The organism is Anabaena catenula FACHB-362, assembly GCF_014698735.1.
GTDB lineage: Bacteria > Cyanobacteriota > Cyanobacteriia > Cyanobacteriales > Nostocaceae > Anabaena > Anabaena variabilis_A.
The window spans coordinates 44,000-65,135 of the sequence record NZ_JACJTQ010000016.1 but is presented as its reverse complement, the minus strand read 5'-3'; the positions used below and the strand labels follow the sequence as shown (position 1 = coordinate 65,135).

20 protein-coding genes are annotated in these 21,136 nt (G+C 38.2%); 5 read left to right on the top strand and 15 right to left on the bottom strand.

The genetic code is table 11. The features are described 5' to 3' along the window. The first annotated feature begins 4 nt into the window (after positions 1-4). Genes H6G68_RS12350 through ung form a run of 3 tightly spaced genes read left to right on the top strand, consistent with a single transcriptional unit; the run spans position 5 to position 2,318 of the window. Positions 5-1,216, top strand: coding sequence for an EAL domain-containing response regulator (locus H6G68_RS12350; RefSeq protein ID WP_190906919.1), 1,212 nt, complete (start codon positions 5-7; stop codon positions 1,214-1,216). Positions 1,217-1,251: 35 nt separating this feature from the next. After that, positions 1,252-1,641, top strand: a complete 390-nt coding sequence (locus tag H6G68_RS12345; protein WP_190906918.1) for a phosphomannose isomerase type II C-terminal cupin domain — start codon at positions 1,252-1,254, stop codon at positions 1,639-1,641. Continuing rightward, positions 1,638-2,318 carry a uracil-DNA glycosylase gene (gene ung / locus H6G68_RS12340; RefSeq protein ID WP_190906917.1) on the top strand — a complete coding sequence of 227 codons (681 nt, stop codon included), beginning with the start codon at positions 1,638-1,640 and terminating at the stop codon, positions 2,316-2,318. Before H6G68_RS12345 ends, ung begins: the two co-directional genes overlap by 4 nt. A 190-nt stretch (positions 2,319-2,508) precedes the next feature. Here ung and H6G68_RS12335 read toward each other — a convergent pair whose 3' ends face one another. From H6G68_RS12335 to dndC, 8 genes are all read right to left on the bottom strand, one after another. After that, positions 2,509-3,267 (bottom strand): HEAT repeat domain-containing protein, encoded by a 759-nt coding sequence (locus H6G68_RS12335; protein ID WP_190906916.1) that lies wholly within the window; start codon positions 3,265-3,267, stop codon positions 2,509-2,511. 96 nt (positions 3,268-3,363) lie between these two features. Continuing rightward, the gene (locus tag H6G68_RS12330; RefSeq protein WP_199332577.1) at positions 3,364-3,870 is read right to left on the bottom strand and encodes a GNAT family N-acetyltransferase; all 507 of its coding nucleotides are present in this window, start codon (positions 3,868-3,870) and stop codon (positions 3,364-3,366) included. A gap of 151 nt (positions 3,871-4,021) precedes the next feature. After that, entirely contained in the window at positions 4,022-4,165 is a 144-nt protein-coding gene (locus H6G68_RS12325) for a hypothetical protein (protein ID WP_190906915.1), read from the bottom strand. Positions 4,166-4,211: 46 nt separating this feature from the next. Continuing rightward, a complete protein-coding gene (locus H6G68_RS12320; RefSeq protein WP_190906914.1) occupies positions 4,212-4,613 on the bottom strand; it encodes an ABC transporter permease in 402 nt (133 codons plus the stop codon). Then, positions 4,598-6,106 carry an AmpG family muropeptide MFS transporter gene (locus H6G68_RS12315; RefSeq protein WP_190906913.1) on the bottom strand — a complete coding sequence of 503 codons (1,509 nt, stop codon included), beginning with the start codon at positions 6,104-6,106 and terminating at the stop codon, positions 4,598-4,600. The genes H6G68_RS12320 and H6G68_RS12315 overlap by 16 nt, the downstream gene beginning before the upstream one ends. Before the next feature lie 26 nt (positions 6,107-6,132). Further along, a complete protein-coding gene (dndE, locus tag H6G68_RS12310; RefSeq protein WP_190906912.1) occupies positions 6,133-6,528 on the bottom strand; it encodes a DNA sulfur modification protein DndE in 396 nt (131 codons plus the stop codon). 79 nt (positions 6,529-6,607) lie between these two features. Continuing rightward, positions 6,608-8,596, bottom strand: coding sequence for a DNA sulfur modification protein DndD (gene dndD, locus H6G68_RS12305; RefSeq protein WP_190906911.1), 1,989 nt, complete (start codon positions 8,594-8,596; stop codon positions 6,608-6,610). 219 nt (positions 8,597-8,815) lie between these two features. Then, positions 8,816-10,441, bottom strand: a complete 1,626-nt coding sequence (dndC, locus tag H6G68_RS12300) for a DNA phosphorothioation system sulfurtransferase DndC (RefSeq protein ID WP_190906910.1) — start codon at positions 10,439-10,441, stop codon at positions 8,816-8,818. A gap of 301 nt (positions 10,442-10,742) precedes the next feature. On the opposite strand from dndC, the gene H6G68_RS12295 reads away from it, so the two are divergent. Beyond that, a complete protein-coding gene (locus H6G68_RS12295; protein WP_190906909.1) occupies positions 10,743-12,344 on the top strand; it encodes a DGQHR domain-containing protein in 1,602 nt (533 codons plus the stop codon). Between the two features lie 66 nt (positions 12,345-12,410). Beyond that, positions 12,411-13,649 (top strand): DNA sulfur modification protein DndB, encoded by a 1,239-nt coding sequence (locus tag H6G68_RS12290; protein WP_242045243.1) that lies wholly within the window; start codon positions 12,411-12,413, stop codon positions 13,647-13,649. A gap of 12 nt (positions 13,650-13,661) precedes the next feature. Here the strand turns inward: H6G68_RS12290 and H6G68_RS12285 are convergent, their stop codons facing one another. The 7 genes from H6G68_RS12285 to H6G68_RS12255 form a co-directional block, all read right to left on the bottom strand. Further along, positions 13,662-14,135 (bottom strand): DNA phosphorothioation-associated protein 4, encoded by a 474-nt coding sequence (locus tag H6G68_RS12285; protein ID WP_190906907.1) that lies wholly within the window; start codon positions 14,133-14,135, stop codon positions 13,662-13,664. Positions 14,136-14,246: 111 nt separating this feature from the next. After that, on the bottom strand, positions 14,247-16,145 hold the full coding sequence (locus H6G68_RS12280; RefSeq protein ID WP_190906906.1) for a DUF3370 family protein: 1,899 nt from the start codon (positions 16,143-16,145) through the stop codon (positions 14,247-14,249). A gap of 113 nt (positions 16,146-16,258) precedes the next feature. Further along, a complete protein-coding gene (locus tag H6G68_RS12275; protein ID WP_190906905.1) occupies positions 16,259-16,900 on the bottom strand; it encodes a Uma2 family endonuclease in 642 nt (213 codons plus the stop codon). A gap of 5 nt (positions 16,901-16,905) precedes the next feature. After that, positions 16,906-18,981: an AAA family ATPase gene (locus H6G68_RS12270; protein WP_190906904.1), complete on the bottom strand. Its 2,076-nt coding sequence runs from the start codon at positions 18,979-18,981 to the stop codon at positions 16,906-16,908. Beyond that, positions 18,978-19,151 carry a hypothetical protein gene (locus tag H6G68_RS12265; protein ID WP_190906903.1) on the bottom strand — a complete coding sequence of 58 codons (174 nt, stop codon included), beginning with the start codon at positions 19,149-19,151 and terminating at the stop codon, positions 18,978-18,980. Before H6G68_RS12265 ends, H6G68_RS12270 begins: the two co-directional genes overlap by 4 nt. Positions 19,152-19,263: 112 nt before the next feature. Next, complete coding sequence (locus tag H6G68_RS12260) at positions 19,264-19,674, bottom strand: GxxExxY protein (RefSeq protein WP_190906902.1); 411 nt, start codon at positions 19,672-19,674, stop codon at positions 19,264-19,266. A 78-nt stretch (positions 19,675-19,752) separates the two neighbouring features. Beyond that, positions 19,753-21,117 carry a DNA phosphorothioation system restriction enzyme gene (locus H6G68_RS12255; protein WP_242045242.1) on the bottom strand — a complete coding sequence of 455 codons (1,365 nt, stop codon included), beginning with the start codon at positions 21,115-21,117 and terminating at the stop codon, positions 19,753-19,755. Positions 21,118-21,136: the final 19 nt, after the last annotated feature.

The following is a 21,136-nucleotide window of genomic DNA, read 5'->3' as shown; positions in this document are numbered from 1 at the left end:
AATTATGCCTAAAATTTTAATAATTGAAGATGAAGAATCTGTTCGTGAAAATCTTTTAGATTTACTAGCTGCTGAGGATTTTCAAACAATTGCTGCTGCTAATGGCAGAATAGGATTACATTTAGCTATGTCTGAAATACCAGATTTAATTTTATGTGACATGATGATGCCAGAATTGGATGGATATGGAGTATTAACAGCTTTACGACAAGAGCCATTAACTGCGGCCATTCCCTTTATTTTCTTGACTGCTAAATCTGCAAAAGCTGACTTTCGTCAAGGTATGGATATGGGCGCAGATGATTATCTAACTAAGCCATTCACCAGGGCTGAATTATTGAATGCGATCATGACTAAATTGGAAAAGTATGCAAATTTGAAAAAATCTTTATCGACTCAGAATAAGGCTTATCAATTAACTGAGAGAATGCAAATTTTAGAACCAAAATTACGTTGGGCAATCCAACAAGATAATTTTCAAGAATTTGAAATTTATTATCAACCAATTATTGATATATCTAGTGGTGAAATAATCGGTGCTGAAAGCTTGTTACGTTGGCAAAGTAGGGAATTGGGTTCAATATCACCTAATGAATTTATTCGTTTAGCCGAATACAATGGTTTGATTGTCAATATTGATAAATGGGTATTAAACAAAGTTTGTCAACAAATTAAAATTTGGCAGGATTCGGGAATTAATTATTTAACTATAGCTGTCAATTTATCGGCAATTGAGTTTAATCAACCAGATTTGATTACCACAATCGTTGAATTGATCGAGTTGAATAATTTGGAAAATCCTGGACTAGAAATTGAATTGACAGAAACAATGGTCATGCAAGATGTTAATAGTGCGATTGTTACCATGAATCAATTACGCTCCTTGGGCATCAAAATTGCAGTTGATGATTTTGGGACTGGACAGGCTTCATTAAGCTATATAAGTCATTTTCCTATGAATACACTCAAAATTGACCGTTCTTTTATTCAAAATATTACTCATGATGATCACAAATCAGCTATTACTAAATTCTTGATTAAAATGGGACATGAACTAAATCTCAAGATAATTGCTGAAGGTGTAGAAACAGAAGCAGAATTATCTTTTCTCCGCCAAGAAAAATGTGATGCTATCCAAGGTTTTGTATTCAGTCGGGCATTACCAGTATTAGAATTTGAAAACTTGTTGTTTTCTAAAAAAAGCTTTTATATCTAAAAAATCTAAAATTTTGTAAAGTGGAGAAATTAGTTATGAATCAGCATACAAATGAGGTTGAGTCCAATATAAATCCAACTTCTTCCCATTCAGGCGAACGTTACTGGGGTAATGTGGAAGTTATAGAAGAGGGCGAAAATTATAGAATTAGTCGTGTGGAAATTAAGTCTCGACACGGCATTAAACCACAAATCCATTATCATCGCCATGAACATTGGATTGTAGTTTCTGGCGTAGCCAAGGTAACTTGTGGTAATGAAGAAATATTGCTCAATTGCAACCAGTCAACCTATGTACCAGCAGCAACGCTACATCAGGTGGAAAATCCTGGATCTATTCCCCTAATAATTCTAGAAATTCAAAATGGTGAGTATTTGGGTGAAGATGATACAGAGCGTCCTTTTGAGCTATCTTCAGTTTCATGAAAAATATCCAACTTCCCAGTTCTTGGCAAGCAGTTTTAGCTGAAGAATTCCATAAACCCTATTTTGGTAAACTCCAAGATTTTTTGGCAGAAGATAGGCTGTCTTATACTATTTATCCACCTGAAGAAAATGTCTTTTCTGCCTTTGATTTGACACCCTATGAACAAGTGAATGTGTTGTTGTTAGGGCAAGATCCCTACCATGATCAAAACCAGGCACATGGATTATGCTTTTCCGTCAAACCTGGCATCAAACCACCCCCTTCTCTGGTGAATATTTTTAAAGAACTCAAAGCTGATTTAGGTTGTGATATCCCCAATCATGGTTATCTGGTGCAATGGGCTAAACAGGGTATGCTGATGCTGAATGCGGTGCTGACTGTGAGGGCGCATACACCAAATTCTCACAAGAATCAAGGTTGGGAAATATTTACAGATGCGGTGATTAGCAAAGTTAACCAGAAAAAAGATCCTGTTGTCTTTGTGCTTTGGGGTGGATATGCACAAAAGAAGTTGAAGTTGATAGATACAAATCGACATAAAGTTATACAGTCAGCCCATCCTTCACCACTTTCTGCACGGAACGGCTTTTTTGGTAGTAAGCCATTTTCAGCTATTAATTCAGCCTTAGGTGCTTGGGGCAAACCGGAGATTGATTGGGAAGTTGGTGATTGGTGATTGGTAATTGGTAATTGGTAAGTATTCAGGATAGAGAATACAGAAGACGCTACGCAGACCTGCGGTTCATGAAAATAAAGGCTTTTCGAGTCAGTTTTGAGAATTTTGATAAAATCTCACTTCTCTCTATTCTTCATTTCATAAGCATTCTAACTCCTGACTCCTGACTCCTGACTCCTGAATTCTTAAATTAAAACCAGCCTTCTTGTTCGAGGGTTTCAATTAACTGCAAACCACGAGGATCGCCCACTCCTAAAAGTGATGCTTTTGCGTCTTCTCGTACTCCTAAATCTTTGTCTTCGGCAAAGGCTTGAATTAAGGCATCAATGGCTGTGGCATAAACTACATTAGAAGGAAGTTCTTTGCACAGTTGACCAATTGTCCAAGCACTGTTACTGCGTACTGCGGCTATGGGGTCTTGAACTAGGGCTTCAATGAGGGCGGGAATTGCGCCCACAACTGCCTCATAACTCACTCCTGCCATCTGTGCTAAGGCGCTTGCTGCCCAGAGACGCACGGCGGAAATATCGGTTCTTAAAGCGTTGGTGAGGGGGATTAAGGAACGGCGATCGCGGCAATTTCCTAAAGCCCAAACTATGCCTTTTCGGACATAGCCATTAAAATCGCGGTTAAGTTGAGTAATTAATGGCTCAACTGCATCCTGGCTGGGATTACGTCCGATGGCATAGGCTGCACTGACTCGCACAAGGGGGCAGTTATCGGTTAGTAAGCGAATTAGATGGGGAATGGCTCGTTGATCTTGAATATCACAAAAAGCACGCGCAGCTAACATTCGTTGCTGGGACTGGGGATTTTCCAGGAGTGCCAACATTAATTCAGGATCAGGTTTTACCACTTCTGATTCAGCAGTAAGTGGCTCTATGTGGTCTAGGGGGCTTTCTAGCTCCACCCCGGCATCAAGTAGGCTTAGGTCGTCTTCGTCGTACATAATTTTTCTATTTCTATCCCCACTAGGGATCAACTGATAACCCCCTATACCAGCCAGAAAAACCCTGATAGATATTTAGTTATCTCATTTTACAGGCTAACGGAAAGATTTTATCATCCACAGGGATTGTGTTTGATAACCAAGCTGATGATAAAGCTGTAATGCTGCTGTGTTGGACTGAAATACTTGTAGTCCGATTTGGCGATCGCCCCTTTGTTTTGCCCAATTTTCTATATGGTTCATTAAGGCTGTACCAATACCTCTGCGGCGATGTTCTGGGGCAACATAGAGGAGAAAAATATGAACATGGCGATCGCCCTGTAATTGGTCTATGGCATTACCCACCCAGAGGCAGGCTACGGGGGAAGGGGGCAGCGGTGAAAATTGATCTCCCCTGCTCCCTGCTTCATGCTCCCTGGCTTCTTCATGTACCCACCATAAAGGGGTATGGGTGGAGAAATATTGCTCAACTGTAAGGGCGAGGTGGGAAAAATCTTGATTAGGGAACATATCCTCGTAAGTTCGCTGCATGAACTTGACGAGGAGGGCGCGATCTATGGTTGAGCCTCGGCGAATGTTGTAGCCGGGTAGTAAGGAATTCAAAATTCAAAAAGGGGGCGATGGGGAGGTGGGTGGGGAGATGGGGAGACACGGGGACGCGGTGACGCGGTGAAAATGAAGAATAACTTAATTACCAATGACCAATCACCAATGACCAATCACCAATCACCAATCACCAATCACCAATGACCAATTACCAATTACCAATTACCATTCCAATTGGTGCTGGTGCTGCCATATCGGAGGGTAAAAAGATGCGAGCGCTGACTGCTACTAAAGCAAAGGTAAATATCAGCACTGCGAGCAAAGGGGCGATGTATTGACGAAATATAGCCATAAACAAATTCAAAATTCACAATTCACAATTCAAAAAGCTGACAGTTTTAACGCTGATCACGATCCAAATCATCTAGTACCCTTTCACAATACCAATTTTCTGGCATACCAGGATAATTCTGCTTGGCCTGCTCAATTAACCTTTCGGCAGCGGCGACATCACCAGATAATCTAGCAATCAGTCGGTTTTTCAAATAATTACCGGTGATTTCTTCGTCTACCTGGTTTGGTATGCTGCCTTTGAATGGCTGTGATGGCTCTCGCCGCAACTGCCAAAATAAGACGTAATAGAGTGTGCCAAAAATTAAAATTAGGCTGATTGTGCCTAGGAGAGTGAGGAGGTTAAACCCTAGAAATCCTAGAACTAACTGGGAGAGTACGTAGCCCAGTAATAAACCTGTGACGATGAGGACGAATGTACCGACAAGAATGACTACTTGGTTCCCCATATATCCTCTTCTTCTTCTAGTCCTGGTCTGGTTGCTGCCATTGGTTTGGGATTCCAGGGGGCCACAATGGGTAAAAGTAGTAAGCCGGGTAAGGCTGCTACTATGGAAAGCAAGAAAAATGAAGGCCAGCCGGTGGCTTTTGCCCAATCTCCTGCGGGTGCTGAAAGAACGTCTCGACTCAGAGCCATGAGGCTAGAAAATAGAGCAAATTGAGTGGTGGTGAAGTTATGGCTACAGAGACTCATTAAATAGGCTACTGTCGCTACTGTGACTAATCCGGCACTGGTGTTTTCAATCATGATGGCGATCGCTAACATGGAGTAATCTTTGCCAGTAATAGCTAGTGCATAATAACCCAAGTTGCTGAGTAATTGCAGTACACCAAATATCCACAGGGCGCGATTGATGCCGATTCTGGACATTATTATCCCACCTAAGATGACTCCAACGGTAGTGGCTACTAGGCCGATGATGTAGACTGTTGCTAGTTCTGTGTTATCAAATTCAATTTCTTTGGCAAATAAGTTGGCGGTTATTCCCACTAGGGAGTCACCTAGTTTGTAAAGAACAATAAAAACTAGGATTAAAATTGATTTTGTTAATCCAAATTGCTTAAAAAAGATTTGTAGTGGCAGGATCACTGCTTCTTGTAATGTTTGTGGGGTTAGGGTTCGTTGTTGGTCATCGAGTTGTGGTTGGGGTATGATGAATGATGCACCAATCCACGCGACAAGCAAACTACCCAAAATCCAATAAAAGATTTTTAAGGGGATATATTCAGAAATTACGCCACCGACTAAGCCAATGATGACGCTGAGGATGATGAAGAGAAATATGATATCTTTAAATTTTAAAGCTGCATGATTTGTGGATGTATTTTCTGGTTTTAGTTCTCCTGGAACCCATAGGGTGGTAAACACACCCACTAGCATAAATCCTGCCATCACCAAATAAACGATATTCCAAGGTAAAAACGCTGCTAACCCAGCAGCTAGGGAAAAGGCGACAAAGAGGGCGACACGATAACCTAGAACCCACAGTGAGGCACCAGTTTCTAATTCCAATGGGTTCAAAATCTCTGTCCGGTAAGCATCACCAACAATATCCTGGGTGGCACTTAAAAAGGCAATCACAAACGATGTAATTGCCAGGATCATTAAGACTTGTGTATTTTGGGTGGGTGTTTGCAGTGCCATTGAGGCAATAGCAATGACTAAACCGATTTGGGTTAAAAACAACCAACCTCTTCTCCCACCTAAAAATGGAGGGGAAAAGCGGTCTACCAGGGGAGACCAAATGAATTTTAGGGAGTAGGGTAAGCTGACTAATCCAAATAGGGTAATTTTGCCTACATCTACTTCGGCATCTTTCATCCATAGCTGAAGGGTTCGGGTAATCAGAAATAGGGGTAAGCCGGATGAGAAGCCTAACAACAGCAAACCAGCCATTTTCCGGCTTTGAAATGCCTGTCGGAGTGCTTGAATTTCTTTCATATTGGCTGGACGTGGACGGTGCAAAATCAGGATTGTACTTTGTTTGTGGCGATCGCAATTAAATCTTCAATTTTCTTGATATTCTGATCGCCGGCTAGGTAGCCAATTCCACGATGTAAATGTAGGCGAAATTGCGTAATTAAAGTTTCTCTATCTGTATCGAATCCGTCGTTGTAGCAGCGTTGTTTGAGGGCTAAAAGCAGAATATCAGATATTTCCCCACCAAAAACGCGCCATGTCATTTCGACATTGCTATCTTGGGGGATGGGTACGGGAGAAGGTGGGGTTGTTTCAGCGAGAGAACGACAAAACGCCCACCGACATAATATGTTCCATTGTTCAATTTTTGTGCTGCGTTTGAGTTTTAGGAGTTGTTCTTTGGCTGTTTGGGAAAGTTTAATTCGTTCTATTGGTGATTCCATTTTGGTGATTGGTGATTAAGAATATGATTTTGTCTCACGCAGAGGCGCAGAGTCACAGAGAGTAAGAGTTGAGAATTTTTTACCAAAAATAACCTGGTTTTATTGTGGTTTCTCTTTTGCTGGAGTTGTATTGAAGTAGGTATTCGCGGGCTATGGCTTCGGTTTCTTTGAGGTTTTGATATTCTTTTTTGCCGATTTCGGTGTCGGTGGAAAGGAGGATGACTTGATGGCTGGCTGAGGGGAAGTATCTTTCTACTAGGTTGTTGCGGTGGGAGGAGTCTAGTCTTCCGAGAGGGGTGTCTATGGCTACTGGTAAGCGTCTTCCTGATACTTTGGCTAATCCCCACAAAAATGCGATCGCTAATAGTTGTTTTTCTCCGGCGGAAAGGCGATGTTTGGGGACTGGTTTCCCGTTCAAATCATATAGGGATAAGCTGAAGGTTTTGCTGTCAATGGCTATGCGATGTACTAAGTCTGATTTATGTAATAAATATAGAAAACAGTTTTTTACTTCTTCTTCTAATTTATTCAATTTTCTCAGAGTTAATTTTTCTCGGAAAACTTTTAATGTTTGTTGAACTTTTAACGCAGAATCAATAATGTGTTCACTGTTTTGATATTTGAGATTTTCTACTGTATATTCATTTAACTCTTGTCTCAATTTTTTAGTTTCTGTCTCTAATTCTATCAGTTTCTCAGTCATTATTTCTGACTGAGATTTAATTTTATTAAATTGAGTTTGTGCTTCTTTTACTGCTTTTTGCAATTTTGTATATTCTTCGGGTGCAGCCGCAGTTTGTACTTGTCTTTCTAAGGTGAGTATTTCTTCTTCATAATTAGTTAATTCATCTAACTGCTTTTGGGCTGTACTTTGGGAAATTTGCAACCGATAAGTTATATTGTCAAGTAAACTTAAACTTTCTTCATCTCCATTTAACCAAGTATTTTCTGTTGATAAATTATTGGTATATAAGTTATTGATATCTTCAGCTAAAAAAGATTGAATATTAGTAACTTTATTAGTTTCTAGATTTAATTGTTGTAGCCAATTCAGTAATCTTTCGTCTCTAGCGATTAATACATCTTTAGCTAACTGGATTTGTTGAGTTTTCAGTTCTTTTTCTCCCTGTCTTTGGACTTGAGATAATAAAGGACTAATTAAAGCCAATGGTAAAACATCAGCAGCTATTTCACATAACGATTCACGGACGTTATTAGCAACTTTGATTTTATCTTCTTTTTCTCTTTCTAATTGGCTACGTTCAGCGGCGATTTTACCACCTTCATTCACAAATCTATCTAAAGCTTCTTCATGAATTTTTTCTAATTCTGTAACTTCAATATTCAGATTTGCTAGTTTTATCTGATTATTTTCGTATTCTGACTGTTTTTCATGGAGTCGGGTTTCAATTTCTTCTAATTTAGCTAAATCTTTACTATCTGCAAATTCTCGTTTTTTGCGATTTACTAAAATCTCTAAATCAATTGCTAATTTATCTGCTAATTCTAAACCCAAAAGTCCGTTAATAGCATCAACAACTATGGGTGGTGGTATTTCTTGTTCTGCAAGTTCTTTAACTTGTTCACCGTCAAAGAGAAATAAATTAGAAATTCCTAAAGGTAAAATATTTTCTATATATTCATCCCAGATATTTGCTAATGAGTCAATCGGCCATGTTTCATCATCTCCTAAAATTCCTAAATGGTCTTTACCATCTTTTGGATTTTTTTCCCAAGTCCGAACAATACGATATCTGACAGGTTTATCATCTTCGATATGTTCAAAAACTAATTCAATTCTAGTTTTTTCTGTAGGGGTACTTTTACTATTCACACATTGGGTTAAAAAATCACTATAACTAAGATTTACTCTTGTTGAACATTGGGCGCGTTGTCCATATAATGCGAGGCGAATGGCATCCATAAGGGTGGTTTTTCCGCCGCCATTCATTCCCCCGAAAAGGATAATTGGGCGAGCGTTATCTTCATCAATTTTGGGATTGAGGTTAATGACTTGTTTACCAGCATAAGGACCGAAGTTTTGCAGGACTAATTCTAGGAATATCATGGTTTTTTGGGTTATTTTATTTGTATTTTTTTAACGAACCACAGAGACACAGAGGACACAGAGGACACAGAGAACGAGAGAAAGGAGATATTTATCTCGTTCCCTGTCTCTGACAGGGAATGCTTTCAAGAGGCTCTGCCTCTGTTATAATGATTTGAGGTAGAACCTCAAGACTGGCATTCCCAGCCAGAGGCTAGGAACGAGAATAAGGAGGATATTCTATTGGTCTTGACTATCATCTGGGTTCTTTTGTGCATATTTGAAGTTAGCCCAAGTTTGTGGTTTACTCTCTTCTTTTTCCGGGGCATCTCCTAAACTTAATTGCTTGAATTTTTCCCGAATTGTGGCGACATCACCATCTAAAGCTGCTTGTCGTAAATCCCGTTTTAAATGGGCATTTTTAATGGCTACTTCTGGAGAACGGGAACTTGTATCAAAGCATTTTTCTAGGCTTTCGTAGATACCCACACGGCGAGTTTTTTTCTTAAATTGCCGTTCTGTATCTAATAGTCTGGCCATTAATTCTAGGTGCATTCCGTCACCTTCACAGATTTCTTCTAATATTTCCCATTCATCGCTACCAAGTATGCTATGGTCAGCACCAGGACGAGGATCTTTAAATACTTCTCCTGTGACTTCTTCATATATTCGGGGTAAGCTATCATCAAATTCGTGTCTTTCTTCTAACCATATTCGGCGAATTTCACTCAATTCTTCTATAGTAAGTAGGGTGATGTCGCGCATATTTTCTGGTGCTGTTTGACGAATTTGTTTTTCAACTGTCAGCAGTTTTCTTAGCCAATCTTCCCGCGCTTCTTTAAGATATGGACCAGGAATAGGTTCAATAGATACTTCACCGTCTAAATTACGCTCATACAGTTGGATACCTCCACGTCTACGGCGAAAATCTCTCCGGTCACGATTTTCTTCTAAATCTAATTCTTTGCGAAAATCTAATAATGGTTGCATCCATTCTTTTTCTTCATCATTTTGAATCATTGCTGTTAATGATTTATCTTGACTAACAAGAGTACAAACCCAGCAACCAAAACGAGAACTTCCACAACTAGGAGTAGTTGTATCAACAACTAAAGGACATTCATTGTCAGCGGATGCACCTCGATAAATAGCAAATAATTCTTTATTACTGTATTTCCAAGGATTTTCCCATTGCATTAAATAAATCCATACATCATCATTTTGCCAATCTTCAATAGGACTATAAACCAAAGAGTTGGGTAAATTCATGTTAGGACTGAGGTGATCTCTTACTCTCTGGGATTCTAATTTTTTCATTCTATTGGCACGTTTTATGCTTTCTGCTTTGCGAGTTCCTAATACAACAATTGCTTCTCCATTGTTGCGAATAACATCACGAATAAAGCGATTAGAAGGATTAATTTTCAGACGTTCTGTACACCAACGGAATTTTCCTCTTGGGGCTGGATAACCTTTACCAATTAAACCTACCCAGAATGTTTCTTTAAAATCTGGTCTTAATAGATGGGGTTCAAATGGTAATCCTTGCGCTTGCGACTCAGATTTCATTTGTTCTAGAGAATTACGTACCCAAGCCGCAACAATGGGATTTTCTACCAGTGTGTCTGTAGTAATGACATATATTGTTTTCGTTCGCTTTTCAGGTGGGAGTTCAGCGATCGCATTCCATACAAGTTGTAAAGTAGCCGTGCTGTCTTTTCCACCCGAATAGCCTACAACCCAAGGTATTTGATCTAAACAATACAATTCTTGAATTTCTGTAGTCAGAGCTTGAATATCTTCAATTAACTCTGCTACAGTATGGTTTTGCTGATTTTTATTTTCTGGCTGTTGTGCTGTATTCATTAGTTTTTATTCCTTACTTAAACACACATTTTTATCAATTCATTTGTTACTCTATTTAATTAACAAGCGCCTTTGAGAACAAAATTCATCGGCACACAAACAGAGTCCGCATGGGCGGACTCTAATAGTTTTATTTGTATAATATATAACTATATACATAACCACGACCTACAGTTGGTTTTGGTTAGGTGATCAGTTTTTAAATATAACATTTTTTAAGACTTTTTAAAAAATGAATTAGTATACCGAATGTTTTAAACAAGATAAGCTATTTTATATACTTTAGTTTTCAAAAAATCACATGAATGATAGTACAAACACACTAAATGATCAACTCGCTAACGAGTATCTAGAACGGGAAAATAAGGATAAACAGGTATTAGCTTTACTGCTAGAGAGGTTTTTAGAGAAGAAAGACCAAATTCTTGTCCAAAAGACAGAAATGGGTGGTACTGAGGCTTATGTAGGTTCTGTAACATTGGAATGGTTCGCGGGACGGGTACATTTTGCGTCTGGTTTACCCCTGCTGCAAAAAAAGTACAACCCAGAAACAGAGAATATTGAAATTGATGCTGATAGTATTGATGAAATTCAACAACGTCCTGTTGATTGGTCGCGTCAAGCACCGTTAGTACAGTATTTAGCAGCGAGAAAAAATCATAAATTTCCGGCTGTGTTGGTGGTAATTAATCAACCTTGGGTGGATAACCCCAAAGCAGCGGAGTGGGATAGTCAAGGAAGGGCTAAAAAAGCGACTACTGATTTTATACCTTTAGATAAAGATGGTAAAGTTGGGTTACTGAATATTTCTGAAGAAAATGTGACAATTTATGCTTTAGATGGTCAGCATAGATTAATGGGTGTCCAAGGCTTAATGGAGTTAATTAAATCTGGTAAACTCCAACGTTATAAAAAAGATAAAACTGCTGATGAAAGTTTTATTACTTTGTCTGATTTGATAGATAAATATCAAGTAGAACCTGCTTATTTACAAAATTTACGTCAAGAAAAGATTGGGATTGAATTTATTTGTGCGGTGAATACTGGGGAAACTCACACAGAAGCAAAAAGACGTGTAAGATCAATTTTTGTTCATGTTAATTTGATGGCTGCACCTTTAACTAAAGGTCAGTTAGCACAATTAAATGAAGATGATGGTTTTGCTATTGTAGCGCGAAAAATTGCGGTTACACATCCACTTTTAGAACAAAAACCAAATCGAAATCCGCGTGTTAATTGGAATAGTGCCACAGTAGCTGCTAATTCTACGGTTTTGACGACGCTGCAAGCTTTACAAGATATGTCGGAAAGGTATTTGGGGCAAAAGTTCCCCCACTGGAAACCTTTAGAAAAAGGGTTAATTCCTATGCGTCCCGAAAATGAAGAAATTCAGGAAGGAATTGCCGATTTTAAGCTACTTTTTGATAATTTAGCTAATCTTCCCAGTTATAAAATATTGGAACACGAAGAGACAACTGTTTTGCGTCGCTTCTATTTTGAAAAAGATGGTGGTGAGGGAAATATGTTATTTCGTCCGGTTTCTCAAGTTGCTTTAGCGCAAGCTTTGGGAACTTTGGTATTTAAAAAAGGTTTTGCTTTGATGGATGTTTTTAAGAAGTTGGAGAAATTTGACCGTCAAGGGGGTTTTAGTGGTATGGAATATCCTCAATCTTTATGGTATGGGGTTCTCTATGACCCAAATAAAAAGCGGGTACAAGTAGCAGGAAAAGATTTAGCAGTGAAGTTATTAATTTACATTTTGGGGGGAATGAATGAAAAAATGGAAGTTACTGCTTTACGTAAAGCTTTAGCTAATGCTAGGACTATTGAAGAACAAACGATAGGTTTTGATGGAAAGTTAGTAAAACCGCAGGATGTGGGACTTCCATCTATACTGAGTTAGCAGATTTAGTGAGTAATATCACCTCGTGGTTTATACTGATGCTTAATACCACCATTGTTGTTTACTATGTTTATTGACATAGCTAAGTGTATCAGCATTTATATGACTGAATTTAACGAAGACAACAACGATATTACTCCTGAAGTAAAAGCTCAGTTTAGCTCATTTATAGAGCCATTCTTTTCTAAATACCATCGTGAACGCTGTTATCCAGGTTTGATTTTTCGACACGGTAAGCGAAAAATGCTACAAATTAATATACCACCTGGAGATTTTCCTGCGCTTTTAGTAATAAAACCTGCTACTGAGAATGATCCTGATTCAGGTAGACAACGCCCAGAAGTACCAGGCCATGCTGATGAGATTAAAAATTATATTATCGAACAAGCGCAAAAAGGAAAACCTTGGATTTTGGGGACATTGACAGCAAATGTAGCTCTGGGAAAAATAAATATTCTCGAATTTGGTAGAGGTATTTGTTTAGTTGTAATTCCTCGTGGAGTAAAGTTAGAGATTACAGATGGTCAACATCGTAAGAGTGCTATTCAAAAATTGATTGAAGGTGATACAAGTGACTTAATTAGTGATGATGATTTTCCAATTACGCTGGTTTTGGAAGAAGACCTTGAACAGTGTAAAAAAGATTTTCTAGATATGGCTCAAACGAAACAACTAGATAAAGCTTTGCTATTGTCATTTGGTGTATCTGAAGGTCGTATTGGTATTACTAAAAAATTGGTAGAACAAGTAGACATATTTCATAATAAAACAGATAAAGTTCATGATAATCCGCGTGTTACAAAGGGATTTATTTACACAAATAACTACATAGCCAGGGCTGTGAGTTGTGCTTTTACTAATAATCCTGAAGCTGAACTCAGCGACTATGATGTAGCTATATCGTCTAACTCCCTGGCTAATTGTCTCAATGAGTTTTTCTACGAATGTAGTAATACTAGATATATTTCTGTAAAAAAAGCAGAAGATTTGACTGTTGCTGAGATCAGGAAATTTAAGGATGAATGTTTATTAGGTGTGAGTGTTGGTCTGGAAGTTTTGGCTAGATTACTACATTTAACTTACAATAAAGACAGCAATTATTTTGATGAAACGAAAGTTTCCCAACTCGCAAAGATAGGTTGGACAAGAGATAATGAGATTTGGGAAAATACTTTAATTAGAATAGATCCTAATCCAAAAAATCCGAATAAGCGATATAAACTATCTACAGGTGCAAATGCAGTAACGGATGCAGTTAAAAAGATTAAATATGAATTAGGATGGACAGATAACTCTTCTTATTAAAGATACCCTAACTCAACTGAGGAATTTAGTTAAATCAAATTCCTCTTCTTCTTTTGGATTATTTGTTCTTTCATAACTGAGAAATAGTAAAATTCGTTCAGAATAATCTACCGCACCTCTTAACTCATTTTGTAATATTTCTAGTCCACCATTAGCGTATTCTTCAAAAATTCCATTGCGTTGTTTTTCATATTCTTCCTCATAAGGAGATAAAATTATAATATCCTGACTTTCTGTAATTCCCAATAATTTAATTAATATATCATGTCCCATTGTAGCAAAATATTCTAACCGAATTGGTGATGGTTCACGTTTAGAAATTTCCTCCAAAGGAACACGCTTTTTATACTTAGCACCTAAAGCAGCAGCAAAAACAATCACATCAGCGAAAGTCTGAAAAGGACCCGTTCCCCCATCAGAAGAAGTTAAACTTTTGACCAATTCAGCTTTATCCTTAGCAACCCTGATTCTACCAGTTTCCGCCATAATATAAATATCTACACCCTTAATATATCAAAACAAACCTCATTTACTAATACTACACTCTTGCACTCCTCTCTGTGCCTCTGCGTCTCTGCGTGAGAAAAAATTCTAAATTTATCCCTCAGTTTTCACAGTCAAAACCTGCGGAGGAGTAGAATCAGGAGGATATAAAAAATCAACCTGAACCTGTCTTTTTTCACCCCCCGCTAACCGCAACCTTACCAAAGTTTCCCCAGGTTGTCCCCGTCGCTGTACCAAATGCAGATAGCGCGTTTTTTCCCCACCATTATCATCTGTATAACGCACCCGCACAGTACCCCGGAAAAATATTTGTTCCACTTGTGGCTTCAAAAACAACAATCTATCAGTACCACCTTCATCCTTAACAGGCGTTTGAATTGATACAGCTACAGTTCGGGCTTGACTACTAGAATTATATAGAGGTAAAGTCAGATTATATTCTACACCGTAGTTACTATGGGCAAAATACGCCGTATCAGGATAGCGTTTGAGCATTGACGCACTCTGTATTTGTCCTGTGCTAAGTGTAATTAAATGAACTGTCCCCAAAGGATAAGAAACCGCTTTTCCCTGTTGAGGTAAAGTTAAATTAGCGACATTGGCATTATCTGTAATATTTGCTTCCCATTTTGTCCCTTGAGAAACACCAGCAACGCGACTAAATACCGTTGGTTCTCTGGGAGGGTCTAAAGGCGTAGGAATGGGGTCACGCTTTCCTGCTAAACTGCCTGTATCTAATAGCTGTAGCCATTCTGCTAGACTTGGAGAGCGATCGCTCCTCTTTGCTAAGTTTGCCATAAAAATCGGTTTATTGCTACTCAACCGCATCATCACCGTGCGACCATTAGAAGAAGGTGCTTGGACAGAAATAGGTAAACTAGCTAAAATTTGACTTTCACCCGGCTTTATCACCAGTTTTACAGGAAATATCTCTTGCTTAACCCCTCGCAGTACATCACTCATAGTCCGACTACCAGGGCCAGCATAAACCGTACCTTGGGCATTATCTACTATATCCGGCAGATTAATAAAAGGTGCTTCCCGTGAAAGATAACTAGCACCTTGTAAAACTTCCAAATTCACCGCTTCATTACCTGGATTATAAACAATAATTCCCTGATAAACAGTCCGGTTTTGAGAAGTAGTTTCTGCTCGAACAATGTGATGAGAAAACACATCAAATCTACCTTGAAAAGGATAATTTAAATGTGCTTCCTGGCTTTTTTTCCCTACAGGAGAAAAAGTAGAAAGTAAAATTCCATCCGTATCCACAAGTTCAGGACTATTACTATTAAAAGTAGGAATAGAATCAAGCTTTCCTGGTAAAGCGCGTACCTCTTGGGGTTGTACTTCCACACCAGCAATATATTGAGGAGGGACAGCGTAAATATTTAACGCTCGACACATTAACGCAGCGACTTCACCCCTCGTAGCAGTTTCTTGAGGTTTTAACTTTTTAACATCAGGATAATTAACAACAATACTATTAATAGTTCCCGCAGCTATAGCACTTTGAGCATAATTAGGAATTAAATTAGCATCTTCAAAATAACGTTGTAATATTTGCGCTGAATTAGAGACAGAACTATAATTTTTTCCCCCAGCGACAACACCAATAATTTGCGCTCTAGGAATTGCTTGATTAGGTTGAAAAATATTTCCTGGATAACCAGAGAAAAAGCCTTTTTGATAAGCAGTATTAATTGCTTTATATCCCCAATAATTAGGAGATACATCGTTAAATATAACCGAATCCCTTTTTATTGGTGCATTAGGAAAAGCATTCAACATTAAAACCGCTGCTTCTGCGCGGGTAACAATTGCATTAGGACGAAAACTACCATCAGGATAACCAGTAAGTAACTTCCTTTCTCCTAATTGTTGAATACAATCTTTCCCCCAATAGTTTTGAGTATCAGAAAAAGCCAAAACACGAGCAGGTAAAAAACTTAAAGCCAAAGTAATTATAAATAAATAATTTCTAACTAACATTCTTTGCACCCTATAATTGATAATTAACCGCTGATAAACATAGATAATATTATCACATACAAATTAACAAACATTGCTCCTTTTTGCCTCTCTGCGACTCTGCGTGAGACATATCAACTAAAAATTCCCAACAACCAACGATTTACCTCATCATCATCTTGAGTTAGACTACGTTGAATAGCTTCTTTAACAGTAGCTATTTGTAAACCCAGTAAAACCTTCGACTCCTCAATTCTCCTACTTCCACCATCAGATATTTCAAAAGCAATAATATCATTATTATTAGCATCCATCACCCAATATTCCTTTACACCCAATCTTTCATAAAGTAACCGCTTAAACCCTAAATCATCATTTACAGAAGAAGCAGCAATTTCTACTACTAAAGTCGGTGCTGCTAACTCATTAATATTGACAGGAGAATTATTTAAAGGTGGAAATGTTACCTTGTCCCCAATATAAAAAGCTAAATCAGGTTGACATTCTCCTTCACTTGTTCTGCGAAAACTGGTATTTACCCATCCTTTAATTTTAATGTTTTTCAATGTCGCATAAAAATTCACAACATTTGCAACAACATTATTATTGTTTCCATGAATTGAACCAACTGGTGAAATTTCTATCCTCATGTAATTTTGATAATAATAAAATCTTCCTTGCTGATAATCAGGATGTTCAGCAATTTCCAGAAATTCATCCCAATTTACGTTGAACCAGGTATCTGTAACGATATTTGGTAAATTAGCAATAACCATGAAACCTACCTCTCTCTTTCCACTTCAAGAATTTCAGTATATTCAAAACCATTTAAACTCTGTCTTACCAAAGAATACCTTTCTCTACCTAATTCAATGAAATCCTGTTCACAATTAGGCTTAGAAGAATAATAAACTAATACATATTCCCTACCAATCTTATCAGCAATTTCCTCCTCAACCTCCACCCTCCATTGCGTCTTAGTCACCAACACAACTAACTGATTTGCTAACTTAGGAATAGTTCTCGCAATGTGACGACGGGAATTAGCATCTAAACTCCCAAAAGGAGAATCCATGACAATGGGAAAAGTGCTACTATCAGGAACCATCATCATTTTCCGCTTCTCACTCCAGTCGCGCACCTTATCAATAATACTAGCGATAAAAGATAAACTGAGAATTTGATTTTCCCCAGTAGAAGCTGCAACTGGTGCTTCAATTCCCGTCGTATTTTCCACCAAACTCAATTCATACTTTTCACTAATTTTGGGAACGTAGGGAGTAAAAGAAATCTCTGAGAAAATTTCCTGTACGCGCTGTTCCAATTGCAGACGAAACTGGTGTTCTTGACGGTTTTTAACTTCCAATAACCGTTCAATAGCATCTTGAGTAGCATTAATTCGACGCTGTGCTAAAGATTGCTTTTCTTCATTTTGTTTTTGCTTAGATATTTGTTTTATCAAAGCATCGATATCTGTTTTTAGATGTAAAACTTCCTGTTGATTTGCACCCTGTTCTCGATTTAATTCATCAATTTTGGCTTCAATTTCATCAAGACGTTTTTGTAAACTGCTAATTTCCTCATTCGGATCTTTTCGCAGTTGTTCTTGAATACCAGCTAATTCCAGTTCAACTTGATTGAGATTTTCTCTTAGCTGTTTAATTCGTGCTTGTTCCCTATCCGCTTCTTCCCAAAAAGAAACTGCTTGTTTATCAATTTCATCAACTTGTGCGCTCATTCTAATTGCGGTTTCTTCCACTGTCGAAGAACCTGCTTTTTTCATCAAGTTCTTAACATGAAAATGAGTATGAGTTCCTTCCCTTAAATCTGCACCACAAATACAACGTCCAGAATTGAGTAAATCATTGACAAATTCCCGCGAAATTCCCGCAGTTAATTCACCTCTTTGTTTTAAATCTGTAAATATTTCCCGAAACTTAGCCGTAGTTTCTGATAACAGAACTGTATAACCCCGTGCGGAAATAACTTTTTTTAAATTTTCCCGTGTTTTCTTCAATTCTTCCCGTAAGCTATCCCTTTGCGATTCTAAATTTTGCTTTCTTTCCTGTAATTCCTTAACAGCACTCAATTCTCGTAATTTATTACTGACTTCTTTTTTAAATGTCTGTTGATGTTCTAATTCTTGATTTATTTCCGTTTGACGTTTATTGATGGTTTCAATTTCCAATTCTTGCTTTTCTTGCAGATTTAATAACTGTTTAGTTTCAGCGTCACCAATATTTTTTAAATCAGTTTCTAAACTCTTTTTAGCATCTTTCAGGTGTTTAATAGAAAGTTCAATTACTTCCACACCTAAAAACGTTCTAATTGCTTCTGCAATTTCTGCTTTATTATCAGAACGCACAATTTCTTCAATGCGTTCACCGTCAAAGAAAAAATATTGATGTAAACTTGCTGGTAAAATCTGAGTAATGATTTCCTCAGCTTGCTGAAGGGGAAAATACCATTTTCCGTCATCTCCAGCAACTTGAATTTTTAACTGAGTTTTACCAGCTTCAATAAAATCACTTTCATTTTTATAAACCCGACAACCACGAGTAGCGCGGTAACGGTTGCTTTCATGTTCCCAACCAACTTCTACCCAACATTCTACAGGTTCTCGTGGTTGAGATTCCGCAATTGCGCGTTTATTTACTAACTGTTCTGTTGACGCAAATGCAGCACTAAATTTTTCATATAATACCCAGGTAAAGGCATTCAAAATACTGGTTTTTCCTGCTCCATTACTACCATAAATCATCGTAGTATTGCGAACATCTCCACCAGCTAAAGTTATCTCTGGGGTTTTTCCATAAAAGGAACGAAAATTACATAATTTAATTGAAGTTAGCTTCATTGCACTGCTTCCTTCACTATTGTGAGAATATCATCATTAATATGACCTTTGCTCTTTCTATCTAATCTACTTTTTTCTAATTTACATACCTTATCAATAATTTGCTTGACTTCTGGTGGTGCGCTGGTAATTGGTTCTTGTACATCTTCAATGTTTGAGTGTTCTGGCATTTTTTTGTTTGTGTTTATAATTTATAAGAGTAATTGAACCGCGAAGGCGCGAAGAGCGCGTTCGTCGAAGACGTTCCGAAGGAAAGGAAGAAGGAAGAAGGAAGAAAAGAATTTAGGAAGAGAAAATGACTCGTTTTATTCCTTCTTTGAGGATGGGGACGTTAAAGTTGATGAGGAGTCCGAGACGGTTATTTGTCATTTTTAGATATGAAATAACTTGAGCTTCGTGAATAGGAGCTAATTTTTCTACAGCTTTCAATTCAACCACTAAAATATCACCAACTAAAAAATCTAATTCACCCTCACCAATAAGATTACCTTTATAATTTATAGCTACTAAATATTTAGGTTTACAAGGTATCCCCCGCAAACGCAATTCACAACACAAAGCTTCCTGATAAACCCTCTCCAAAAACCCTGCTCCCAACACCCGATGTACCTCAATAGCCGCACCAATCACCGCATACGCTAAACCCTCCACATCATCACCCAACTCCCTCATTCTTCCCTCTTCCTTCTTCATTCCCTCTTCCTTTCCTTCGGAACGTCTTCGACGAACGCGCCCTTCGCGCCTTCGCGGTTCATTTACTCTTACTCCCCTTCAAATATCCAACAAACCATACCTTTTTTGCAAAGCCAATAACTTCATCCTAGCTTCCCCAGCGTTATCTGCTAAATCAGCAAATTCCACAAAACGCCGTAATTCCTTCTTTAACAAATTCCGTTCCACCTCAATAGTTTCTCGATCTAAATCTGGCGGTAACACAATCATATCAAAAATCGTCGCCCTCTCCTTACCAGGGTGAGGACGCAAAACTCGTCCACGACGTTGGATAAATTGACGAGGATTTCCTGAACTTGATAAAATTACCGCAGTTTGAATAGCCGGAATATCCACACCTTCATCTAAACAGCGAATAGCAACTAAACCTTGTAATTCACCACTTTCAAATTGACAACGTAAAGTTTCCCGTTCTTCTAAAGAAGTTTGTGCGGTGTAAGTGCTGACTTTATAACCTAATTCTACCCCCAAAATTTTAGAAACAGCTTTGAGTTGACGCAAAGATGAACGTTGTCCGATGTCTTGAGAACCATCACTACAATAAAATAGAGTATGGTTTGTTTCTTTGCGAGTTTCCATTAATTCCCGTAAAGCTGTTAACTTATTTTCTGCTGTACCAATTAACCTAGCGCGTTGTATTAATAAGGATTTTATATCTTCGTTGTCTTCAAAATCGCCAACATCACCATTATCTCGTTCTCGATATAATAATGAGCGCCCGATTTTTTTTGTTAACTTAAGATAGGCAATACTTTCAGCCTCTGTCAATTCTACCAAAACGGGATAATAAAGATAATGTACCAAAGCTCCTTGGGCGATCGCATCCTGTAAACTAAACTCAGGCTGGAGAACAGAACCGAAATAATCTAATAAAGATTCTGTACCCCCATCATCAAAATACCTTTCTGGAGTCGCAGATAAAGCCAGTCGCAACCCCACATTCCGAGGTAAACTTTCCTCTAACCTAGGTGCGCCCAAATTATGGGCTTCATCACCAATAATTAAAGTTTTAGCTGGAAAATATTTAAGTTGCGACTGAAAACCATCACCAATTAAAGTCGAGTTAGTGGTAATTACCGTCACGAAACCTTGAGAACCAGAACGCAGATTATAAATTTGCGTTGATAGCTGACCTTGCCAAGTACGTAAATTCTCGAAAGCCAAAATCGGCTCCAAGTTAAATTTCTCACATTCTCTAGCCCATTGGCTAACAAGATGACGATAGGGACACACCACCAACAAGACTTGTAACCCAATCTGCTGATACAATTCACAAGCAATAGACAGTGCCGTAATAGTTTTTCCACTACCAGTAGCCATTTTTAAAGTCCCCCTGCCATTATTAGCAAACCAGCTAGTAATAGCTTGACGCTGATATCCCCGCAATTGCAGAGATAAAGGCATTTTTGGACATCCCGGTAAT

Bases quoted from the DNA above. Each gene is read 5' to 3' on its own strand.
- H6G68_RS12350 (WP_190906919.1), top strand. From the start codon at position 5: ATGCCTAAAATTTTAATAATTGAAGATGAAGAATCTGTTCGTGAAAAT.
- H6G68_RS12345 (WP_190906918.1), top strand. From the start codon at position 1,252: ATGAATCAGCATACAAATGAGGTTGAGTCCAATATAAATCCAACTTCT.
- ung (WP_190906917.1), top strand. From the start codon at position 1,638: ATGAAAAATATCCAACTTCCCAGTTCTTGGCAAGCAGTTTTAGCTGAA.
- H6G68_RS12335 (WP_190906916.1), bottom strand. From the start codon at position 3,267: ATGTACGACGAAGACGACCTAAGCCTACTTGATGCCGGGGTGGAGCTA.
- H6G68_RS12325 (WP_190906915.1), bottom strand. From the start codon at position 4,165: ATGGCTATATTTCGTCAATACATCGCCCCTTTGCTCGCAGTGCTGATA.
- H6G68_RS12320 (WP_190906914.1), bottom strand. From the start codon at position 4,613: ATGGGGAACCAAGTAGTCATTCTTGTCGGTACATTCGTCCTCATCGTC.
- H6G68_RS12315 (WP_190906913.1), bottom strand. From the start codon at position 6,106: ATGAAAGAAATTCAAGCACTCCGACAGGCATTTCAAAGCCGGAAAATG.
- dndE (WP_190906912.1), bottom strand. From the start codon at position 6,528: ATGGAATCACCAATAGAACGAATTAAACTTTCCCAAACAGCCAAAGAA.
- dndD (WP_190906911.1), bottom strand. From the start codon at position 8,596: ATGATATTCCTAGAATTAGTCCTGCAAAACTTCGGTCCTTATGCTGGT.
- dndC (WP_190906910.1), bottom strand. From the start codon at position 10,441: ATGAATACAGCACAACAGCCAGAAAATAAAAATCAGCAAAACCATACT.
- H6G68_RS12295 (WP_190906909.1), top strand. From the start codon at position 10,743: ATGAATGATAGTACAAACACACTAAATGATCAACTCGCTAACGAGTAT.
- H6G68_RS12290 (WP_242045243.1), top strand. From the start codon at position 12,411: ATGTTTATTGACATAGCTAAGTGTATCAGCATTTATATGACTGAATTT.
- H6G68_RS12285 (WP_190906907.1), bottom strand. From the start codon at position 14,135: ATGGCGGAAACTGGTAGAATCAGGGTTGCTAAGGATAAAGCTGAATTG.
- H6G68_RS12280 (WP_190906906.1), bottom strand. From the start codon at position 16,145: ATGTTAGTTAGAAATTATTTATTTATAATTACTTTGGCTTTAAGTTTT.
- H6G68_RS12275 (WP_190906905.1), bottom strand. From the start codon at position 16,900: ATGGTTATTGCTAATTTACCAAATATCGTTACAGATACCTGGTTCAAC.
- H6G68_RS12270 (WP_190906904.1), bottom strand. From the start codon at position 18,981: ATGAAGCTAACTTCAATTAAATTATGTAATTTTCGTTCCTTTTATGGA.
- H6G68_RS12265 (WP_190906903.1), bottom strand. From the start codon at position 19,151: ATGCCAGAACACTCAAACATTGAAGATGTACAAGAACCAATTACCAGC.
- H6G68_RS12260 (WP_190906902.1), bottom strand. From the start codon at position 19,674: ATGAAGAAGGAAGAGGGAAGAATGAGGGAGTTGGGTGATGATGTGGAG.
- H6G68_RS12255 (WP_242045242.1), bottom strand. From the start codon at position 21,117: ATGCCTTTATCTCTGCAATTGCGGGGATATCAGCGTCAAGCTATTACT.